This is a genomic window from Vibrio tritonius (assembly GCF_001547935.1).
Classification (GTDB): domain Bacteria; phylum Pseudomonadota; class Gammaproteobacteria; order Enterobacterales; family Vibrionaceae; genus Vibrio; species Vibrio tritonius.
The window spans coordinates 1,573,332-1,591,013 of the sequence record NZ_AP014636.1 but is presented as its reverse complement, the minus strand read 5'-3'; the positions used below and the strand labels follow the sequence as shown (position 1 = coordinate 1,591,013).

Here is a 17,682-nt window from a genome sequence, read left to right as displayed (position 1 = left end):
TTGAAATTCAGTTAATCGCTTTGAACAGTGAAAGGCATCAATAAAACAGAACAAATACGTGAAACATCCTAGAGGGAACGAAAGATGAACATGCTGACTTTTGACAAAAAAACATCCCACCACTCAACGCCGTTTATTGCAGAGCATGTGTTTGCGGTAGAAAACATCAGTGCTGGGCAGCAAGATGAGAAACAGATCAAAGCCAAGCAGCTTTTAGATCGTCTCTTCCCGCTGGAACAAGGTTCTCATCAGGATGTGACCAGTTACCAAATCGACTATCATCATGTTCTTGCCTACTTCAAAGACGGTACGCACAGTGGTTTAAGCAACAACCAGCAGTTTGCTGCGTTTATCGGTGAAAAAGAGTGTCCTACGTCTATTTTGTTTCGTGATGGGGCTGGGAGTCATGTAGAGCTTCTGATTGCGCGTCATCAAGGAACGGGAAAAGTGCAATTAGTTTCCATTGATGATATTCAGCTTGAAACCAATACCATGTTTAATGAGACATCTGGCATGCGTCATTGGATTAGCCTAGTGAAAGGTGATGAGCAGGGACGTCCTCAAGCGTGTTCGGAAGATAAAGAGTATCGCGGTAAATGTGGTGAAGAGTACTTTTTAACGTACTGTTACGAACTTTAAGCGCAATGAACTCCATAAGGTACAACGCCCTGACATAGTCAGGGCGTTGTGTTTTCTATAACGGCATCACTCGGTTACGCCCTAAGTGTTTCGCTTCATACAGCATCTTGTCGGCCCGTTCGAGTAGTGAGGTGGGCGTATCTTGTGGCAGGCGTTCAGCAACACCAAAAGACGCGGTAATATTGCTGACTTGTTGGCCTGTGCGGCGATCCTTAATATTCAGTTTTTCTAGCGAGCGGCGCTGGCTTTCCGCAAATTGACGTGCAATACGCAAACTTTTCTGAGGAACCAACAAAATAAATTCTTCACCACCAAAGCGATAGGCATTAATTCCGTCACGACATGATGACTGTAAGCGCTTACCAATTGCTCGAATCACGCTATCACCAAACAGATGGCCATAGCTATCGTTTAATGTTTTGAAATGGTCAATATCGGCGACGATCAAGCACATAGGTTGATCAATTTCAAATAAGGTTTGAATGTCACGATCAAACGCTCGACGGTTGTAAAGGGTGGTTAAACTATCGAATAGTGCGTCTTTTTGTACTTCAGCCAGTTGATCTTTCAAACGCGTAATTTCTTCTGTCGCGGTATTGAGCTGATTATGTAGAAACGATGTTGAATGGCGAATCTGACGTGAATCAACAATCAGTTTTCTGATGATGGTCATGACCTCTTCAATGGAAAGATTATCGCGTTCGACTCTTTCTAAGTCACTAAAACTCTTATCTATTAATGATGAAAAGCCTGAGGTGTCGGTTAAGGTGTCATTCATTGAACTGGTTATTTCGCCAACTAATACTTCCAAATTGGATTTGAGATCGTTGATGCTGGTTTCTGCTTTACTTGCAATGTACTGCTGATACATTTGCTCGTTAGCGGAAGGAGGGCAAACACCATTTTGTTTGACGATGTTGTCGATTTGAGCATTCATTTCAGGAATGGCGTTATCAACATAAGTGTACCAAAGTGCGTAGTTGGCAGGTGTGGTTGCCACTATGTTTTTCATCATTAAAGGCACGGCTTTTTTTAGGTTATCCGTGGATTTTTTGAATTCGTCGGTCATGAGTCACTGTTCGCTAAAGGTCTCCGCACACTATCAGGCCGAAAACGGAAACCGTGGAAGATATCCATAGTATAACAGGCTGGTGTAAGCTTTCTGCATCAAGATTGATCTTTCATACATTGACCGCGTAAAAATCACGCATTAAAGGAATGAGGATGGTATGAAATACACCACATTACGCTTAATTCTCGGTGATCAGCTGAATAGCGAACATCATTGGTTTACACAGGTCGACCCGAACGTCATTTATGTGCTAGCAGAATTAAGACAAGAGACAGACTATGTTAAGCATCATGTACAGAAAGTGTGTGCTTTTTTTGCGGCGATGGAGTCGTTTGCTCATGAGTTAAAGGAAGCTGGCCATCAGGTGCTGTATCTCACGCTAGATGATACTCAAGCGTATCGAGACTTGCCGCACTTGCTGGAGTCTCTGCTCACCCAGTTCAACATCTCTCAATTTGCTTATCAAACTCCCGACGAATATCGATTGTTACAGCAGTTACGAGAGTGGCACGCCAGTGGTGTTACGAAAACAGAATACGATTCTCAACATTTTATGGTGCCTTTCGATGAGTTAGCAGCCGATTTTCCAACAGGAAAGTCGGTTCTGATGGAACATTTTTATCGGCGCATGCGCAAGCGTCACCAGATTTTGATGACATCCGGTGGCGAGCCTATTGGAGGACAGTGGAATTTCGATCAAGATAATCGCAACGCGTTGAAAAAGGCAGATTTAGCGGATATTCCAGCGCCACTTTGCTTTACTAACTCGGTCGAGGCAATCTTACAGAGGTTAACCCGACATTCTGTTGTGACTTTCGGCACTGCTACGTCAACCTTATTGTGGCCTATCAACCGGGCGCAGGCACTCAATCTGCTGGCCTATTTTTGCCAACACTGTTTGGTAAACTTTGGCCGCTTTCAAGATGCCATGACGGCCAACTCTCCCCATCAATGGTCCCTTTATCACAGCCGACTCTCTTTTGTGTTGAATGTGAAACTGCTTAGTCCCAAGGAGGTCATTGATGCCGTCGTCTCTTATTACAGTCAACATACCCAGAGTGTTACGTTAGCTCAAGTGGAAGGATTTGTTCGACAAATTCTCGGCTGGCGTGAATATGTTCGCGGTATGTACTGGGCCAATATGCCCGACTTTAGGGAAAAAAACGCCTTGGATGCCCAGCGTAAATTGCCGAGCTATTTTTGGCATGGAAAGACTCATATGCGCTGTATCGGTGCCGCGATTACTCAATCACTTGATTACGCTTATGCGCATCACATTCAACGATTGATGATTACTGGCAACTTCGCGTTGTTGACCGGATGCAGCCCAGATGAAGTGGATGATTGGTATCTGGGTATTTATGTCGATGCCTTAGAGTGGGTTGAGCTACCCAACACTCGTGGTATGGCTTTGTTTGCCGATGATGGGTTAATCGCAACTAAGCCTTATATTGCGAGTGGCTCTTATATCAATAAGATGAGTGATTATTGCAAAGAGTGCCCATATCAAGTGAAAGAGAAAGTGGGTTCTGATGCCTGTCCTCTTAATGCGTGGTATTGGGCATTCTTATATCGCCATCGAGAACGATTTTCCTCTAATCATCGAATGAAAATGATGTATCGAGTTTGGGAGCGATTTACCCCTGAACTTCAGGGGCAAATATTAGCGACAGCTGAAGAAAATTTCGCACGGATAGAACAATTATGAGTTTTGATATTTGCTTTTTAATGGCAAGGAAGAAGCCTTTCGTGCTTTTGTACATTGAATATACCCAAATGACCTCAAGATGCAGACTTCAGAGCTTCATCAACGAGCACAGGTCAAGCTCAATGACGGAAGGAATGGTCATTCCCTTTCAACGTCATTGGGCGCAGAAATGGGCTTGTTGATGAGCTCCCAAGGGGCGAGTTGTATTCGTTCCTATGCTGCGTTACCGATTTTCTACGTAGAATAACTAGGTATTCAAATCGGTGCCTTGCCTATGAGCGAATACATTCTCGCTGAAACAGCATCTTGAGGTTACTTGGGTATATGCATTGTGGGGCCAGTGACATCACAATCATGCCCACCATCAGTAGATATTGGTATGAAGTAAATGTTTCACCAAGTAACAGGAAACCAAAACTAATTCCAGCGATTGGGTTGGCAATTCCACCAAAGGTAAAATCCACCACGGTCATACGTTGTAGCAACCATACGTATAGACCATAAGCAAAGGCTGTGTTCAAAAGGCACACCCAAACTATCCCTCCCACATGTGTGAGCTCAATATGACTTAACGGGTTGAGATACTCAGATGGATTAATAAAAGCATGTATTGCTGTTATTGGGACTAAAACGATTCCGCCTAAAATGAGTTGCCAGGTTAGCGTGGTCCACCAGTGGAGGGTTTTTCCTAGTTTTTGTGTGTAAGTGGAGCCAGTAATCATACACAAAATTGCACAAAGCATAGCCAGCATTCCAGTCGGATTGAGGCTCAAGTGACTCGGGTTAAATAATTGCCATGCAAGAAAGATCAAACCAGCTCCGCAGAGGGCTCTAACTATGGTTGGTCTCTGCTTAAATACCACCCATTGAAACAGCATGGCAAACACCGGAACTGAAATCATGCCAACGCCAGATATTGCCGATGGTAATGTATGCGCCATAAGAAAAATTAAGCAAAAAAACGCACCAATATTGATTGTTCCAACCGTGAATAAAGGACGCCAGTCTTGTTTGTTTGGCATCGACGGTTTTATAAGCCACAAAATTATTCCGGCAGGCAGTGCTCGAAGGATACCTAACAGCAGCGGTGGCCATTCAGGCAGGGTGAATTGTGTTACCGCATAAGTGGTGCCCCAAAAGAATGCTGGTATCATGGCGAGCAAAATATTCATGTTAAGTATCTTTATGTTAAGTTAGTTTCCGTAAAGATAACTAAGCAAAAGAGTTTTGTAAAGTATCTTAATGTTAAAGTATTATGGCATGGGAACGACAACAGAGTAGCAATGATATGGATGCAATAGACATTATTCGCCGCCAATGGGCCGAAGAATTTCCCGACTTAAATACATTACCGATGGGAATTTTAGGGCGATTAATTCGCTTAACTAAACACTTAGAAACCCACATAGCTCAATGGCTAAAAGAACATGGGTTGCTGATGGGGGAGTTCGATGTGTTAATGACGTTGCGACGCTCTGGAGCACCGTATCGAATGACACCTTCAGATTTGCTTAATTCAATGATGCTGACATCAGGAGCTATGACCAATCGTTTGGATAAACTTGAAGGTAAGCAGTTCATAATCCGTCAGCATAGTGAGACGGATAGGCGCAGCGTTGAAGTGGTGTTAACTGATGCTGGCTTAGAGATAATCAATGGAGTCATCGATGCTTACGTACAACAACAAGCCAACTTGATGGATTGCTTTTCCCAAGCGCAGCTAGTGAACATTGATAGTGAACTCTCCACATGGTTGAATAAATTCGAAGCTAACTAAGCGCGTTTCAAAGTTCACAAAAAAAGCCTTACTGTAAAGTAAGGCTTTTATTTTGTACCCAAATGAAGTTACTTGGCTATATAAAATGGTCAGTAATATTCAAGAGTGGCAGACGGTGGCGAAAAATAATTAGGCTACCGCTTCACTCAATTGGCTACTTTCGATTTTCTTCGCTCCGCGTAACATGGCCTCAATAAGCTCTGTAGCGTTGAATTTTTCGAGTGCTTCGTTTGCACCTACCTGATGGGCGCGATCAACACAGATCTCGCTGGAAAGCGAAGTATGCAAAATGATGTAAGCATGGTGCAGCTCATTGGCACTTTGGACTTCGAAGGCCAGCTCGTAGCCGTCTAATCCAGGCATCTCAATATCGCTCACCAGAAGATCAATGGCTTTGCCTTGGCTCGCTGCTTCACGCATCATTTCGAGGGCTTCCGCACCGTTGTTACATACTTGATAGCCGATATTGATACGGTCTAATGCATCAGCCAGCTGCTTACGTGCGATCGATGAGTCATCCACGAGCATGATATTCAGTGCTTTAAGACGTTCACGTTCCACGTCAGTTAACATAGGCACCTTAGTGGATTCATACTGCGGATAGATTTTGGATAACAAAAGTTCGACGTCAAGAAGCTGAACAATATGTTCTTCAAAATGAGTGATGCCGGTAACAAACACGTTTTTACCGGTAGTTGCGGGCGCTGCTTCAATAGAACGCCAGTTACACTCAATAATTTTTTCGATACTACGCACCATAAATGCCACTACTGTGCGCAGACAGTCTGTAACAATGAGGTAGCAGTCTTTATATTCACTCGGGTCGATGCGACGAAATCCAATGGCAGCAGCCATATCAATGACCGGTACTGTCATATCTCGGAAAGTCACCGTTCCGACCACATTGTGATGTGAATAAGGAATTTGGGTCATTGGCATGTAAGGAATAATTTCCCTTACCTTCAGGGTGCCGATCGCAAATAGCTGCTTTTGCATGTTCAGAGTGAACATCAGCATACCTTGCGATTGGTTTGCCTTACTGATCGTTTTAGCCATAGTCGATAACATTACTTAAAGTGGTATACATATTATGAACTATATTAACTGAATTCCATATTACAGCAATGGTTGAAGGGGAATTAACTTTCTTTATTGACGATTTTATTGATCTCGTTAAGGAAATACTAACAATGGTTAATTTGGGCTGAGTGATCCTCGTTAGGTGCATTCCCTGTACGGTTTGGGTAAACTAGGCCACTTTTTTACACAGATGAGAGCAAACATGGCATCTACAGCGGCAGCGGTGCATATCTTGGTTAAGCATAAAGAACAGGCCGAAGATATCATCAACCAATTGAAAAAAGGCGCAAAATTTCAAGTTTTGGCTAAAAAATACTCCCAGTGTCCATCGGGTAAACGCGGTGGTGATTTAGGGGAGTTTCGCCGTGGCCAAATGGTGCCTCCATTTGATAAGGCGTGTTTTAGTGGGCCGCTTTTGACCCCTCAATTGGTGAAAACCAAATTTGGCTGGCACGTGGTTAAAGTTCTGTATCGCACTTAATTAATTGAGTTTGATGTATTAAACGCAATGAGTTGAAAAGACGTCTATTTATTAAAATAGGATCACGATAAAGCGTATCTATACCCAAATGACCTCAAGATGCAGACTTCAGAGCTTCATCAACGAGCACAGCTCAAGCTCAATGACGGCAGGAATAGTTATTCCCTTTCAACGTCATTGGGCGCAGAAATGGGCTTGTTGATGAGCTCCCAAAGGGCGAGTTGTATTCGCTCCTATGCTGCGTTACCGATTTTCTACGTAGAATAACTATGTATTCAAATCGGTGCCTTGCCTATGAGCGAATACATTCTCGCTGAAACAGCATCTTGAGGTTACTTGGGTATATTTACAGAAAAAATAAAATGACGGCAGATAAAAAAGCGCCCTTAGTGGGGTAACTAAGGGCGAAATGATAGACTGAACAGTACTATCGGAGTTCTGCAGGAACCTCAGCAATATAAAGTGCTGGGACACCTTCAAAGTCGCTAGTGAATAAGACACCGTGATCATCCGGAGTGAATGATGGGTGTGGGTGAGTGATTTGACGGTCACCATCAAGCACTTCCCAAGAAGTGTTGTGTTTTGCTAATTTGGCAAAAGTTTTATTCTTAGTATTGAGCACGTACAAGAATGGGTCGTTTTCAATACTGTAGCTTGCATCATCAGCTACATCGACTGGTGTGTCACAACCGTCGCCAACCATCAATGTGCCATCGTAGTTACTCATTAGGTGAGAACAAGGTGGCATTTCCATCACTTTTTCATTTTCTAGAGTGTCTGGATTCGCTTTATAAATAACGCGTCCAGCTTGACCTTTGAAATAAGAAACATACGCCATTGCGCTACCATCTGGCACCCAAAACTCATGAGTACAAGATTCACCCGGTGCATGGGTTTTTACTTTGCGCACATTGCTGCCATCTTCATTAACCAACCACATACGTGCATCAACAAGATCATGTGGGCCTTCATGGCAAAAGCCGATGGTTGAGTCGTCAAATGGGCGATAAATTGGGTGGCCGAGCCATGTGTCGGCTTGATGAATGACTGCTAATTCACCACTGTTAATATCGACTTTGATCAAACGACATGTTGGATTGGTGTAGAAAAATTCGTGGAATTTTTTCCAGTCGGTCAAAGGTTTCCAGCAGCTTTTCAAAATTTCAATGCCAACTAACTTGGTACATTCTGAGTTAGCAACCCAAGTGCCGTAACCTTTCCATTGTTCATCAACCGTGTAGATGACCTTCTCTTCAAGACTGTTAAGGTCGACCTTCATTAGGTTTAATTCATTTTTTACATAAAACAGAGACTGTTCGTCAGTAGAGAGGAAACCACCGAAGGTGTTATCACCTTTACCTTCAGTAAGTTGACGAGCCTGTTGTGTTTTTAAATCGAGCAAATAGTAGTTACGGTTGCCATCAAAATCGCCGGCAAACAGCAATTTAGTACCATCTTGGGTGAAACATTTTTGGTAGAAATAATTACGGTGACAAATAACATCGGTAGGGGTTAAACGAGTTACTTTTACTTGAGTATCACTGTCGGTGAAACTTTCAAAATGCAACTGTACTACGTCGCCTTTAGCCATAATCTGTCTCCTTTCAATGAGTAAGCTTGTAAGCTCACTCTCATCATATTCGGTAAAATTTTGGAAAATGTGCCACGCTCCTGAGGGGGAGGATCGAGCGCGACACATAGAATTACATTAATTTGTCACCACTTTTTGATTGACTAGACCGACATTAGCACTGCGTCGCAAGGCAAAGCCAACCAAGAATATCGCAGCTGAACAGCCTAAGAAGAGTAGGCGGCCCCACATTGGGTTAGGAATCAACACCATCAGAACCAAACCACCTGCCATGTACATAACCAAGGTGCCAAGTTTATTGCGTTGTTGACGGTCGACCACATCTTGTCCTTCTTCTTCAATACATTCAGTATTGAGGTCTTTAAAGAACTCTGCAGTCTGCTCTTTGTATGGGTCGTTTTCTTCTTTGTAGAACAAAGTGGTGCATAGGAAGAAACCGATGGTCAAAATCAAGTGAGCGGCAATAGTGATCATGATCTTCATGTCGCTAGATTCACGGCCAGTAAGATGTTCCATGCCAAACCAGCCACCAACAACTTCTGGAGTCCAAACGTTAACCACCATTAGCGATACACATAGACCGAATACCACTGTTGCCCATGGTGCCCATTTTGGCGTTTTGCGAATCAAGATAGCCAAGAATAGTGGTACCAAAATTGGTGATTGCAGTAGAGTGGCAACCTGCATCATCAAATCGAACAAGCTTAATCCGCGTAGTGATACGTAGAACTGAGCACACAGAATAACTAAGAAACCATTGATGATACTAGCGAACATCCCCATGCGAAGCTGTTCTTTATCTGTTGCTTTACCACGGCGTACAATCGGTGCATAAAAACTACGAACAAAGATACCTGAGTTACGGTTTAGAGCTGAGTCCATTGAAGACATGGTTGCGGCAAATAGGCCTGCCATTAGTAGGCCAACGGTGCCTGTAGGCATGTAATCACGAGCGAACACCAAGTAAACTGCATCACCTGCTTTTTTACCTAGACTTGCGTAAGCTGCTGCGGCATTAGGATCCATAATACGTAGTGCCCAAGGTGGGATGAACCAAATCATGGCACCGATGAACATCATACCTAAAGCAAGCAGTGCTGCTTTTGATGCATTTTTGGAATCTTTTGCGTTTAGGAAACGATAGGATTCCTGCATGTTGTTGATACTTTGCAACTGTTTAACGATGAAAAACAGGAATGAACCAACGATAAGCAGTGGGTAGTTCATGTCTGGACCAACGAAGAAACCACCAGGGAATTTAGTGACGATTTCACCAGGACCGCCAATCACAAATAGCGCCACACCTGCACAAGCGATAGAAATAACCGCGACAACGAGAGACTGAATAAAGTCAGATGCAACGACACCCCATGCCCCACTAATGAGTGACACTAGCAATACTGCAATACCTGTGATCCAGATAGTAAGGTTGATGTCGGTACCAAATACAGCAGAGGCGAATACCCCTAAGCCATTCAACCACACGCCGGCATTTAAAATACTGAGCGGGATAATTACCCAAGTAAAAAACTGTTCGTTGCCATGACCAAAACGACGACGTACGGCTTCGGTAGGAGTATCAACCCGCATATTACGATAGCGGCGAGCAAAGTAGAAATAGGCTGCGGCGTACGCCACCATGTTGCCGATAAATACACCTAAAATTTCAAAACCAGAGCTGAACGCTTTACCTGCTGCGCCAGTGAATGTCCATGCAGAAAACTGTGTCATAAATGCAGTAGCACCTACCATCCACCACAGCATTTTACCGCCCCCGCGGAAGTAATCACTGGTGCTTTTACTGGCCATCTTTTTGAAAAGCATACTGATTGCCACCATCAGGCAAAAATAGCCGACAATGACTAAATAATCATATTCCATACCCAAACCTCGAAACAGTGTTTTAATTTATTTGAATGGAAGTATATTTTTATGAAACGTGCTTATCTGTGATACAAATCGAAACAACGGTTCATTTTTTATTTTTTCTATCGGAATGTGATTACTTTCACGAAACTTGTTGTTGTCTTTTAGACGAGAAAACGCGATCTAGGCGTTGTTTAAGATACCTATGTGCAGGTTTGTTGTGATGAGGAGTTGATGGTTAAAAAATGGTTGGTATTTTGTTGTAAATATGCTGCATAACGCTGAATTTACAATAAAAAGAAAGGGTTTATACCCAAATGACCTCAAGATGCAGACTTCAGAGCTTCATCAACGAGCACAGGTCAAGCTCAATGACGGAAGGAATATTCCCTTTCAACGTCATTGGGCGCAGAAATGGGCTTGTTGATGAGCTTCCAAGGGGCGAGTTGTATTCGCTCCTATGCTGCGTTACCGATTTTCTACGTAGAATCACTATGTATTCAAATCGGTGCCTTGCCTATGAGCGAATACATTCTCGCTGAAACCGCATCTTGAGGTTACTTGGGTATATTCAACGTATTTGTCCTCAGACACAAAATTTATTGTGCCTGAGAATAGTTGAGGGAGAAATGGACGATGCCGTTTAACGTGATTCCTCTAGCAATTTATTTTTCTGGTAAATAGTTAGCCATTTATCAGTTATCATCCGATATGCATACAGTGCAGCTCTCAACCACCAATCGGCAAACATTCCGAGCCAGATGCCGTATACGTTCATGTTGAAATGGATGCCAAGTACATAGCCAAATACAATCCGACAACCCCACATGCTAGCGATGGCGGTCCACATGCTATAACGCACATCTTTGGCGCCTTTAAAGGTAGAAGGTAATACAAAGGAGGCTGCCCACACTGGCATCATGATGGCATTAAGATAAATCAAGTTGGCAACCACATCGATGACCCTAGGATCACTGGTATAAATTTGGGCGATTTGCCGCGCAAAGGGGATAGAGATGATGGCTAGGGTGACAAGTAAGCAGGTTGCTGTCCATAAAATGAGCCGCATTTCCAATTTCGCGAGACGAGTTTTATCTTGTCCTAAGCGTTTACCGATTAACACCGTACCAGCCATGGCTAGGGCATTTCCTGGAATATTAACGAACAATAGTATGGAAAAGGTAATGACATTTCCGGCCATGACTACGGTACCCATGCCTGCTACCATAATTTGGGTGATGAGTTTGCCCACATTGAACATGAGCGATTCAACACTGGCCGGAATCCCAATACCTAGGATCTCCCATAAGGTTGCGTGTTGAAATGATTGGCGATAATCACTCAGTTTGACACGCAAAATACTGTTGTGTGCCAGCACGGCGAGTATCATCATCGCTCCGACCCAACGCGCCGCAGTTACCCCAATACCAGCGCCAAAGAGGCCGAGCCCCTCCCAACCCCAGTATGGAATGCCGTAGATAAGCGGATAACTAAAGAGTATGTTGAGAATATTCATCAAAATGTTGCTCATGGCGGGTGAACGGGAGTTACCTACGGCACGTAACACCCCACTGCCAGCAAGCACGATTGCCAATGCTGGATAACTGAATGCGATGGTTTTTAAATAGAGGGCAGAGAGTTCGATAACATGATGATCAGCGCCCATGGCAATGATATTGAGGATTGGGCTAATAAACAGAAAAATGAACACACAGGTCGTAATACTGATCACCACGTTGAGGTTCATTGCCTGAATCGCTATATCTAATGCCTTTTCACGTTTTCGGCGGCCAAAAGCTTGAGCAATTAACACTGACCCACCTAATTCCGTAGCCGTTAGTAAAGAGATAATGAGATAAGTAACGCTATCGCTAATTCCTACTGCTGCGGTTTCTGCTGCGCCAATGTGACTCACTAAAACAGTGCTGATGATGCTCATCAGCACTACGCAAGTAAGTTCAATAACAATAGGCCATGTAAAAGGAATAATGCTACGACACAGCAGCACTTTGGAACGGTGGCGTAGCCTTGGGCGCTCTTGCCAGCGAGTCACTACGGCGTGAACCAGCGCTGCTTTGGATGCAGTGGCGGACGAATGGGCTGGCTTACCAAAACGTGGAAATTTAAACAAAGTACCTCCATCAGACCTAACGAATTTGCGAAAATGATCTGTCTGATGAAGCCCTTAGCTAGATGTGAAGAGCAAAGAGGTACTTCATAGGTTAGGCTGGTTCGCTATCGGTTCGGTTATAAATAACATCGTAGTCGTAAACTGTTTTTATCTCATGATGAATTTGCACTTCACCATGTAAATAGCCGCCTTTGGATATCGCCACCGGTAATTGTGAATAACAGTGAAGATGGGCTGCTTCCAGTGCTAACAGGGCGTAGGGGACAGGATCATCCAGGCGAACGAATCGATGTGAGGCACTTGGGCGGAACGCGCCGTCATGATAATGCGCTTTGATTAAATTGTCTCCAATTCGATCGCATAGACACAATAATTGTTGATCCTGATTGGCAAGTGCTAGCTCAATCAGTGCGAGCAACAAATAAGCCGAGGCAATGGTTGTGTCGTGAGCGACATTGGTGACGCTTAATGTTTGCGGGTCCAGTTCACCCAGCCCAAAGCGACGGAACATGGCGCTGGTCAGTTGACGTAGTTTGGGATCATCGCTTTGATGACTTGCTCGCACCAATGTCAACAAATAAGCAGGGTCGGTTGGCGTACGTTGCAAAACGGTGCCTTTTTTGCCGTAGTAACCGTCGCGCTGAAATTGATATCCGGTCATATCTAGGCCCGTGTTCCACATCGGAATGATTTCGTTATGTTCTTCATCCCAAGCGTGTGCAAAATAGGCGGTAATTCCGTCGATTGCCCATTGAGCTAATTCAGGATCTTTGGCAATGCGGGCGCACTCTAAAATCGCAAGCGGGTTGTCAACGACGACTGGCCAGCTATCACGAAATAGCACATTTGCTTCCCGTGCAATATCGCCAAATTCAGGGCCAAATTGACGCTTGGCTCGGTCACCAAACCAAGAAAACGTCAGGTTATCGTCTTCTGGAATCGGCTCACGCTGTTTAGGAGAAGAGAATTGATAAACCGGCATGCCTGTTGCCGCTGGTCGCGCCAATACAAATTGATGATAGAGATGTTTCGCCCACGCCAGAGCCTGCTTATCACCAGTGTAGCGATAATAATGACATGCCGCGTATATAAGATCGGTTGATGCGTTTACAAAGGTAAGACCAATGGTTTCCGGCAGCTCAGGCCAGCGTGTCGGATCCACTACGGGATGAGGTTGATGAGTATCAAAGGGATTTGCCTTTACTTCCTCACCGTATTGACCGTGGCGACTGAGGTCTAAGCAGTTCCAATCGAGCACGTGCGCTGCCCAAAAGCCACTAAGAAAGCGCTCAGTAAGTGAACTATCGATGCGATGCAGTTGGTCGTAAAACGGAAAATGGTGTTTGAGCTCATGAACGCACTCTTTAGAGGCTGGCCCTTCAATATTGCCGTTGTTTAAATGGACAAAACGGTGCCCGCCCCAATGCAATAATCCACTTTTTTCATCGCTGTAATGAGTGAGAAAATATGCCGTGATCTCATCTGCTTGCGTTTGGTAGCTAGGATTTTCAGTGATTGTTGAAAGTGCCACTAAGCCGCGCAGAAAGTTCTGCTGACTAGCAAAGTTACTCATGGGAACTTGGTGACCGTCTGGATAAGTCCACTGAACCGGTTGTTTGGTTAACCAATCTAAACCATCTGCCAATAGTGGAGATTGAGAAGATCGTGCCAGTTTTAGAACGCGTTGGTAATAATTTTCCAACAAGGGCAGATTAGAATGGCGTGATGACATAACAAAACCTCGATGTATATTTATCTGATGAACCTCTAAATTCTGCATCAACAAGCCCATTTCTGCGCCCAATGGCGATGAAAGGGAATGACCATTCCTTCCGTCATTGAGCTTGACCTGTGCTCGTTGATGAAGCTCTGAATCCTGCATCTTGAGGTCATTTGGGTATAATTAGATAAATCAACAAAAAACCGCCGATACACTGTATCGGCGGTGGATAGACATATTACTTAGCGATTCTCGCTAAAACGCGGTTACCGCGACGTAAGAAGTTTTTAGCAGATTCCGCTGGCGTAGATTGACCATAGTCGAGGTGTTCCATCTCTTCTTGGAACAATTCCATCAACTGAGCGTTATCTGTGTAAGTGGTTGGAGTGATAACTTGAGGTAGGTTTTGTGCTTGTTCATACCCTTCGTATGACAAGCTGTGCTTATCAATCTCACCACTCGATTGCAAAATACCCAAGCCTTTTTTACTCATCGGAATACCACGAGCAAGACCCAGTGCTTTAACGCCATCAGGATCGTTTAGCAGGAAGTTAACCAGTTTTGCTGCCTCTTCTGGGTGTTTAGTGTTACGACCAATAGAGAACATCATTGAAGGACGAGCCAATAGACCTGCGTCTTTCGCGCCAGGTGCCATTGGGTATGGACCTAATTCCAAAGACATTGGTGGTTGTAGGTTATCTGAGTATTTTGGTACTGCTGTATCCCACATGTAGAGGCCACCGAAACGTCCATCAATCCAAGGGCGCATTTCATACAAGTTACCTTTACCGTATGAAGAGTATTCTTTGGTTGAAGGGAAGACATGGTTCTTCACTTGGTCAACGTACATTTGGAAGAAATCAGTCATCTCTTTCTTATCAAAATTCAACATGTTGGTATCATGGTTAATGATGTCTTTGCCAAATTTTTGAATGTAGTAAGAGCGGTTCATCGCGAAAATATCACGCGCTTCGATAACTAACGGGTAGTAATCTTCGCCTAGTTTTTTCTCGAACGCTTTACCTGACTTCATCAGGTCGTCCCAGTTTGTTGGGTAAGCGACGCCTGCTTTTTCCCAAGTGTCTTTGTTGTAGTAAAAGACACGTGAAGTCATACTCACAGGTAGCCCTTCCAACTTGCCACTAATAGTGGTCATTTTAATTGCTTGAGAAGGGAACTGGTTCACTTGCAGAGCATCTTTTTCTTGGAACATGTCGTAAAAGCCCTCGCCGTCACGAGAGAAAATAGGCAGCCAGTTCCAGTTGGTTTGCATTACGTCAGGTTCGGTGTTACCAGCGATCTGAGTAGTCAGACGAGAAAGGTGACCATCCCAACCTGTGTATTCACCCTTGACGACAATGTCTGGGTATTTTTCGTGAAATTTTTCCAGCGCTTTTAAGGTAGCTTGGTGGCGGGAGTTACCACCCCACCAAGACATGCGCAGTTCAGTTTGAGCGTAAGCACTGCTGGCGATAGAACCTAAAGCCAGAGCTGTTAAGGTAGCAAGTAAGGTACGTTTCATCATAATAGCGTCTCCAAGCGCGTTTTATTTTTTCAGAGAGATGTTCATTTCTGTTTCTTTATCAAAGACATGGGCTTTGTTCATATCAAAAATGAATTTCACCCCTTTTTGTAATTTCATATCGAGTTTGGCTTTTACATCATCAATTGGTACACGCGATGTAAATTCGTCATTCCCGATACGGAAGTAGACGAATACTTCGTGGCCCATGTTTTCCATGCGAATCACATCGCCCACTATGATCTGTTCATGAGCCAGAGCTTCATCAGTCAGAGCAAGAGTGATATTGTCTGGACGAATGCCGAGCACGGTTTTGTTCGCTTGATGTGAACGAATTAATGCTGCTTTTTCTTCCGGAATGACCAAGTGTTGGCCATCCATATTGACCACTAATTTCCCTTCGTGCTCTTTAAGCGATACGTCCACTAGGTTCATTTCTGGAGCACCGATAAAACCAGCAACAAACATATTGACTGGGGCGTTGTAGAGGTTTTCTGGTGTATCCACCTGCATAATTTCGCCAAGCTTCATCACACAGATTCGGTCGCCCATGGTCATCGCTTCTGTTTGGTCGTGGGTCACGTAAACGGCAGTTGCTGGACGGTTTTCTGATTTAAGGTGCTTGTGCAAATCAGAGATACGGACTCGCATTGAAGCGCGCAATTTTGCGTCCAAGTTAGATAACGGTTCATCGAACAGGAACACATCGGGTTTTTTCACGATGGCACGTCCAACCGCGACGCGTTGCGCTTGACCACCAGAAAGTTGACGAGGCAAGCGATCGAGCAGATCTTCAATCTCCAAGATTCTTGCTGCTTCATGTACGCGCTGGTGGATCTCATTTTTAGGCAATTTTTGTAGCTTCAAACCAAATGCTAAGTTTTCTTCTACTGTCATGTGGGGATATAGCGCATAGTTTTGGAAAACCATGGCAATACCACGATCTTTAGGCGCTAGGTTGTTCACCACTTTGCCACCAATGGTTACTTCACCACCGGTAATGCTCTCTAAGCCAGCTAACATACGTAAAGTAGTTGATTTAGCGCAGCCAGATGGGCCTACGATAACCAGGAATTCGCCATCGTTAATCGTCAAATCAATCCCGTGTACCGCATGGAAACCGTTTGAGTACACTTTTTCCAGATGTTTAAATTTTACTTCAGCCATTGTTGTTACTCCGAGAAATTAACCTTTAATACCGCTGTTACTAACGCCTTCAACAAAGTATTTTTGTGACATGAAGAAGACCACGATGGACGGAATAATAGAGATGGACGCCATTGCCAAAATCTCATTCCATTTTGCACCTTCGGTGACGTCGATAGACATTTTCAGTGCGAGAGCGATTGGGTATTTCTCTACACTTGAGACGTAAATCAATGGACCAAGGAAGTCGTTGACTGACCACATAAATTGGAACAGAGCAACAGAAATGATGGCTGGGCGAATAACAGGAACCACAACATACCAAAGTACTTGGAATGAGTTACAGCCATCGATCATTGCTGCTTCTTCCATATCCGTTGGTACACCACGTAAGAACTGAACCAGCATGAACACAAAGAAGCCTTGTGTTGCAAATGCCAATGGCAAATACAGTGGTAGGTAACTATCAAGTAAATTCATCTCGCGGAACATCAAGTATTGAGGAATCAACAATACTGACTGAGGTAACAAGATGGTTGCGATCAATGTGGCAAACCAGAAACCTTTCCAAGGAATCTCGAAACGCGCGAACGCAAATGCCACAATAGTTGACGATATAACGGTAAACAGAACTTTCGGTAACACATAAGCAAAGGTGTTAATGATGTAGTGACCAAAAGTAAACTCAGTACCGGTTTTCCAACCATTGATAAACCCTTCTAAGCTCCATTCATGGGGAATTAGACTTAAGGAAGAGAAAATCTCGTGGTTCGGTTTCATGGATGCAGAGAACATCCAAAACAGTGGGTAGAGCATGGTGACACCCACGATGATCAACACAGTATAGCGAATAAAGGCATTGATCTTTTCACGACGAATGGTGCGGTCGTTCTCTAAGCGGCTCTCTTTATTCGAGGCCGTATTATTGACAGTTAATGTAGAAGCCATG

At 44.1% G+C, this 17,682-nt stretch carries 17 protein-coding genes; 7 read left to right on the top strand and 10 right to left on the bottom strand.

The genetic code is table 11. From position 1 onward, the window contains the following. The first annotated feature begins 84 nt into the window (after positions 1–84). A complete protein-coding gene (locus JCM16456_RS22390) occupies positions 85–639 on the top strand; it encodes an aldolase/citrate lyase/malate synthase family protein (protein WP_068718654.1) in 555 nt (184 codons plus the stop codon). Between the two features lie 55 nt (positions 640–694). On the opposite strand, the gene JCM16456_RS22385 is transcribed toward JCM16456_RS22390, so the two are convergent. Then, a complete protein-coding gene (locus JCM16456_RS22385) occupies positions 695–1,708 on the bottom strand; it encodes a GGDEF domain-containing protein (RefSeq protein ID WP_068718652.1) in 1,014 nt (337 codons plus the stop codon). 160 nt (positions 1,709–1,868) lie between these two features. On the opposite strand from JCM16456_RS22385, the gene JCM16456_RS22380 reads away from it, so the two are divergent. Then, positions 1,869–3,419 carry a cryptochrome/photolyase family protein gene (locus tag JCM16456_RS22380; protein ID WP_068718650.1) on the top strand — a complete coding sequence of 517 codons (1,551 nt, stop codon included), beginning with the start codon at positions 1,869–1,871 and terminating at the stop codon, positions 3,417–3,419. Positions 3,420–3,498: 79 nt separating this feature from the next. Continuing rightward, positions 3,499–3,666, top strand: coding sequence for a hypothetical protein (locus JCM16456_RS23965; RefSeq protein WP_156430422.1), 168 nt, complete (start codon positions 3,499–3,501; stop codon positions 3,664–3,666). A 25-nt stretch (positions 3,667–3,691) separates the two neighbouring features. Here JCM16456_RS23965 and JCM16456_RS22375 read toward each other — a convergent pair whose 3' ends face one another. Continuing rightward, complete coding sequence (locus JCM16456_RS22375) at positions 3,692–4,591, bottom strand: DMT family transporter (RefSeq protein WP_068718648.1); 900 nt, start codon at positions 4,589–4,591, stop codon at positions 3,692–3,694. Between the two features lie 116 nt (positions 4,592–4,707). Here JCM16456_RS22375 and JCM16456_RS22370 point away from each other — a divergent pair, with 116 nt between their 5' ends. Continuing rightward, positions 4,708–5,196: a MarR family winged helix-turn-helix transcriptional regulator gene (locus JCM16456_RS22370; protein ID WP_068719135.1), complete on the top strand. Its 489-nt coding sequence runs from the start codon at positions 4,708–4,710 to the stop codon at positions 5,194–5,196. 129 nt (positions 5,197–5,325) lie between these two features. Here JCM16456_RS22370 and JCM16456_RS22365 read toward each other — a convergent pair whose 3' ends face one another. Continuing rightward, complete coding sequence (locus JCM16456_RS22365; protein WP_068718646.1) at positions 5,326–6,252, bottom strand: chemotaxis protein; 927 nt, start codon at positions 6,250–6,252, stop codon at positions 5,326–5,328. Between the two features lie 226 nt (positions 6,253–6,478). On the opposite strand from JCM16456_RS22365, the gene ppiC reads away from it, so the two are divergent. Both ppiC and JCM16456_RS23960 read left to right on the top strand, forming a co-directional pair. Continuing rightward, positions 6,479–6,757 (top strand): peptidylprolyl isomerase PpiC, encoded by a 279-nt coding sequence (gene ppiC / locus JCM16456_RS22360; protein ID WP_068718644.1) that lies wholly within the window; start codon positions 6,479–6,481, stop codon positions 6,755–6,757. 99 nt (positions 6,758–6,856) lie between these two features. After that, complete coding sequence (locus JCM16456_RS23960) at positions 6,857–7,024, top strand: hypothetical protein (protein WP_156430629.1); 168 nt, start codon at positions 6,857–6,859, stop codon at positions 7,022–7,024. Between the two features lie 160 nt (positions 7,025–7,184). On the opposite strand, the gene JCM16456_RS22355 is transcribed toward JCM16456_RS23960, so the two are convergent. Next, positions 7,185–8,348, bottom strand: coding sequence for an oligogalacturonate lyase family protein (locus JCM16456_RS22355; RefSeq protein WP_068718642.1), 1,164 nt, complete (start codon positions 8,346–8,348; stop codon positions 7,185–7,187). A 117-nt stretch (positions 8,349–8,465) separates the two neighbouring features. Further along, the gene (locus JCM16456_RS22350; RefSeq protein ID WP_068718640.1) at positions 8,466–10,229 is read right to left on the bottom strand and encodes a sodium:solute symporter family transporter; all 1,764 of its coding nucleotides are present in this window, start codon (positions 10,227–10,229) and stop codon (positions 8,466–8,468) included. 399 nt (positions 10,230–10,628) lie between these two features. Here JCM16456_RS22350 and JCM16456_RS23955 point away from each other — a divergent pair, with 399 nt between their 5' ends. Next, positions 10,629–10,769, top strand: coding sequence for a hypothetical protein (locus tag JCM16456_RS23955; RefSeq protein WP_156430628.1), 141 nt, complete (start codon positions 10,629–10,631; stop codon positions 10,767–10,769). Between the two features lie 88 nt (positions 10,770–10,857). On the opposite strand, the gene JCM16456_RS22345 is transcribed toward JCM16456_RS23955, so the two are convergent. The 5 genes from JCM16456_RS22345 to JCM16456_RS22325 all read right to left on the bottom strand — a co-directional run bounded on the left by JCM16456_RS22345 (position 10,858) and on the right by JCM16456_RS22325 (position 17,681). Continuing rightward, complete coding sequence (locus JCM16456_RS22345) at positions 10,858–12,345, bottom strand: EmmdR/YeeO family multidrug/toxin efflux MATE transporter (protein ID WP_231894464.1); 1,488 nt, start codon at positions 12,343–12,345, stop codon at positions 10,858–10,860. 91 nt (positions 12,346–12,436) lie between these two features. Then, positions 12,437–14,227: a pectate lyase gene (locus tag JCM16456_RS22340; RefSeq protein ID WP_231894463.1), complete on the bottom strand. Its 1,791-nt coding sequence runs from the start codon at positions 14,225–14,227 to the stop codon at positions 12,437–12,439. Between the two features lie 76 nt (positions 14,228–14,303). Next, on the bottom strand, positions 14,304–15,590 hold the full coding sequence (locus tag JCM16456_RS22335; protein WP_231894462.1) for an ABC transporter substrate-binding protein: 1,287 nt from the start codon (positions 15,588–15,590) through the stop codon (positions 14,304–14,306). Positions 15,591–15,611: 21 nt separating this feature from the next. Continuing rightward, entirely contained in the window at positions 15,612–16,754 is a 1,143-nt protein-coding gene (locus JCM16456_RS22330; RefSeq protein ID WP_068718638.1) for an ABC transporter ATP-binding protein, read from the bottom strand. 18 nt (positions 16,755–16,772) lie between these two features. Beyond that, positions 16,773–17,681: a carbohydrate ABC transporter permease gene (locus JCM16456_RS22325; RefSeq protein WP_068718636.1), complete on the bottom strand. Its 909-nt coding sequence runs from the start codon at positions 17,679–17,681 to the stop codon at positions 16,773–16,775. Between the last annotated feature and the right edge of the window lies 1 nt (position 17,682).

Excerpts from the sequence above, each read along its gene's own strand:
- JCM16456_RS22390 (WP_068718654.1), top strand. The coding sequence starts at position 85 with ATGAACATGCTGACTTTTGACAAAAAAACATCCCACCACTCAACGCCG.
- JCM16456_RS22385 (WP_068718652.1), bottom strand. The coding sequence starts at position 1,708 with ATGACCGACGAATTCAAAAAATCCACGGATAACCTAAAAAAAGCCGTG.
- JCM16456_RS22380 (WP_068718650.1), top strand. The coding sequence starts at position 1,869 with ATGAAATACACCACATTACGCTTAATTCTCGGTGATCAGCTGAATAGC.
- JCM16456_RS23965 (WP_156430422.1), top strand. The coding sequence starts at position 3,499 with ATGCAGACTTCAGAGCTTCATCAACGAGCACAGGTCAAGCTCAATGAC.
- JCM16456_RS22375 (WP_068718648.1), bottom strand. The coding sequence starts at position 4,591 with ATGAATATTTTGCTCGCCATGATACCAGCATTCTTTTGGGGCACCACT.
- JCM16456_RS22370 (WP_068719135.1), top strand. The coding sequence starts at position 4,708 with ATGGATGCAATAGACATTATTCGCCGCCAATGGGCCGAAGAATTTCCC.
- JCM16456_RS22365 (WP_068718646.1), bottom strand. The coding sequence starts at position 6,252 with ATGGCTAAAACGATCAGTAAGGCAAACCAATCGCAAGGTATGCTGATG.
- ppiC (WP_068718644.1), top strand. The coding sequence starts at position 6,479 with ATGGCATCTACAGCGGCAGCGGTGCATATCTTGGTTAAGCATAAAGAA.
- JCM16456_RS23960 (WP_156430629.1), top strand. The coding sequence starts at position 6,857 with ATGCAGACTTCAGAGCTTCATCAACGAGCACAGCTCAAGCTCAATGAC.
- JCM16456_RS22355 (WP_068718642.1), bottom strand. The coding sequence starts at position 8,348 with ATGGCTAAAGGCGACGTAGTACAGTTGCATTTTGAAAGTTTCACCGAC.
- JCM16456_RS22350 (WP_068718640.1), bottom strand. The coding sequence starts at position 10,229 with ATGGAATATGATTATTTAGTCATTGTCGGCTATTTTTGCCTGATGGTG.
- JCM16456_RS23955 (WP_156430628.1), top strand. The coding sequence starts at position 10,629 with ATGGGCTTGTTGATGAGCTTCCAAGGGGCGAGTTGTATTCGCTCCTAT.
- JCM16456_RS22340 (WP_231894463.1), bottom strand. The coding sequence starts at position 14,227 with ATGCAGGATTCAGAGCTTCATCAACGAGCACAGGTCAAGCTCAATGAC.
- JCM16456_RS22335 (WP_231894462.1), bottom strand. The coding sequence starts at position 15,590 with ATGATGAAACGTACCTTACTTGCTACCTTAACAGCTCTGGCTTTAGGT.
- JCM16456_RS22330 (WP_068718638.1), bottom strand. The coding sequence starts at position 16,754 with ATGGCTGAAGTAAAATTTAAACATCTGGAAAAAGTGTACTCAAACGGT.
- JCM16456_RS22325 (WP_068718636.1), bottom strand. The coding sequence starts at position 17,681 with ATGGCTTCTACATTAACTGTCAATAATACGGCCTCGAATAAAGAGAGC.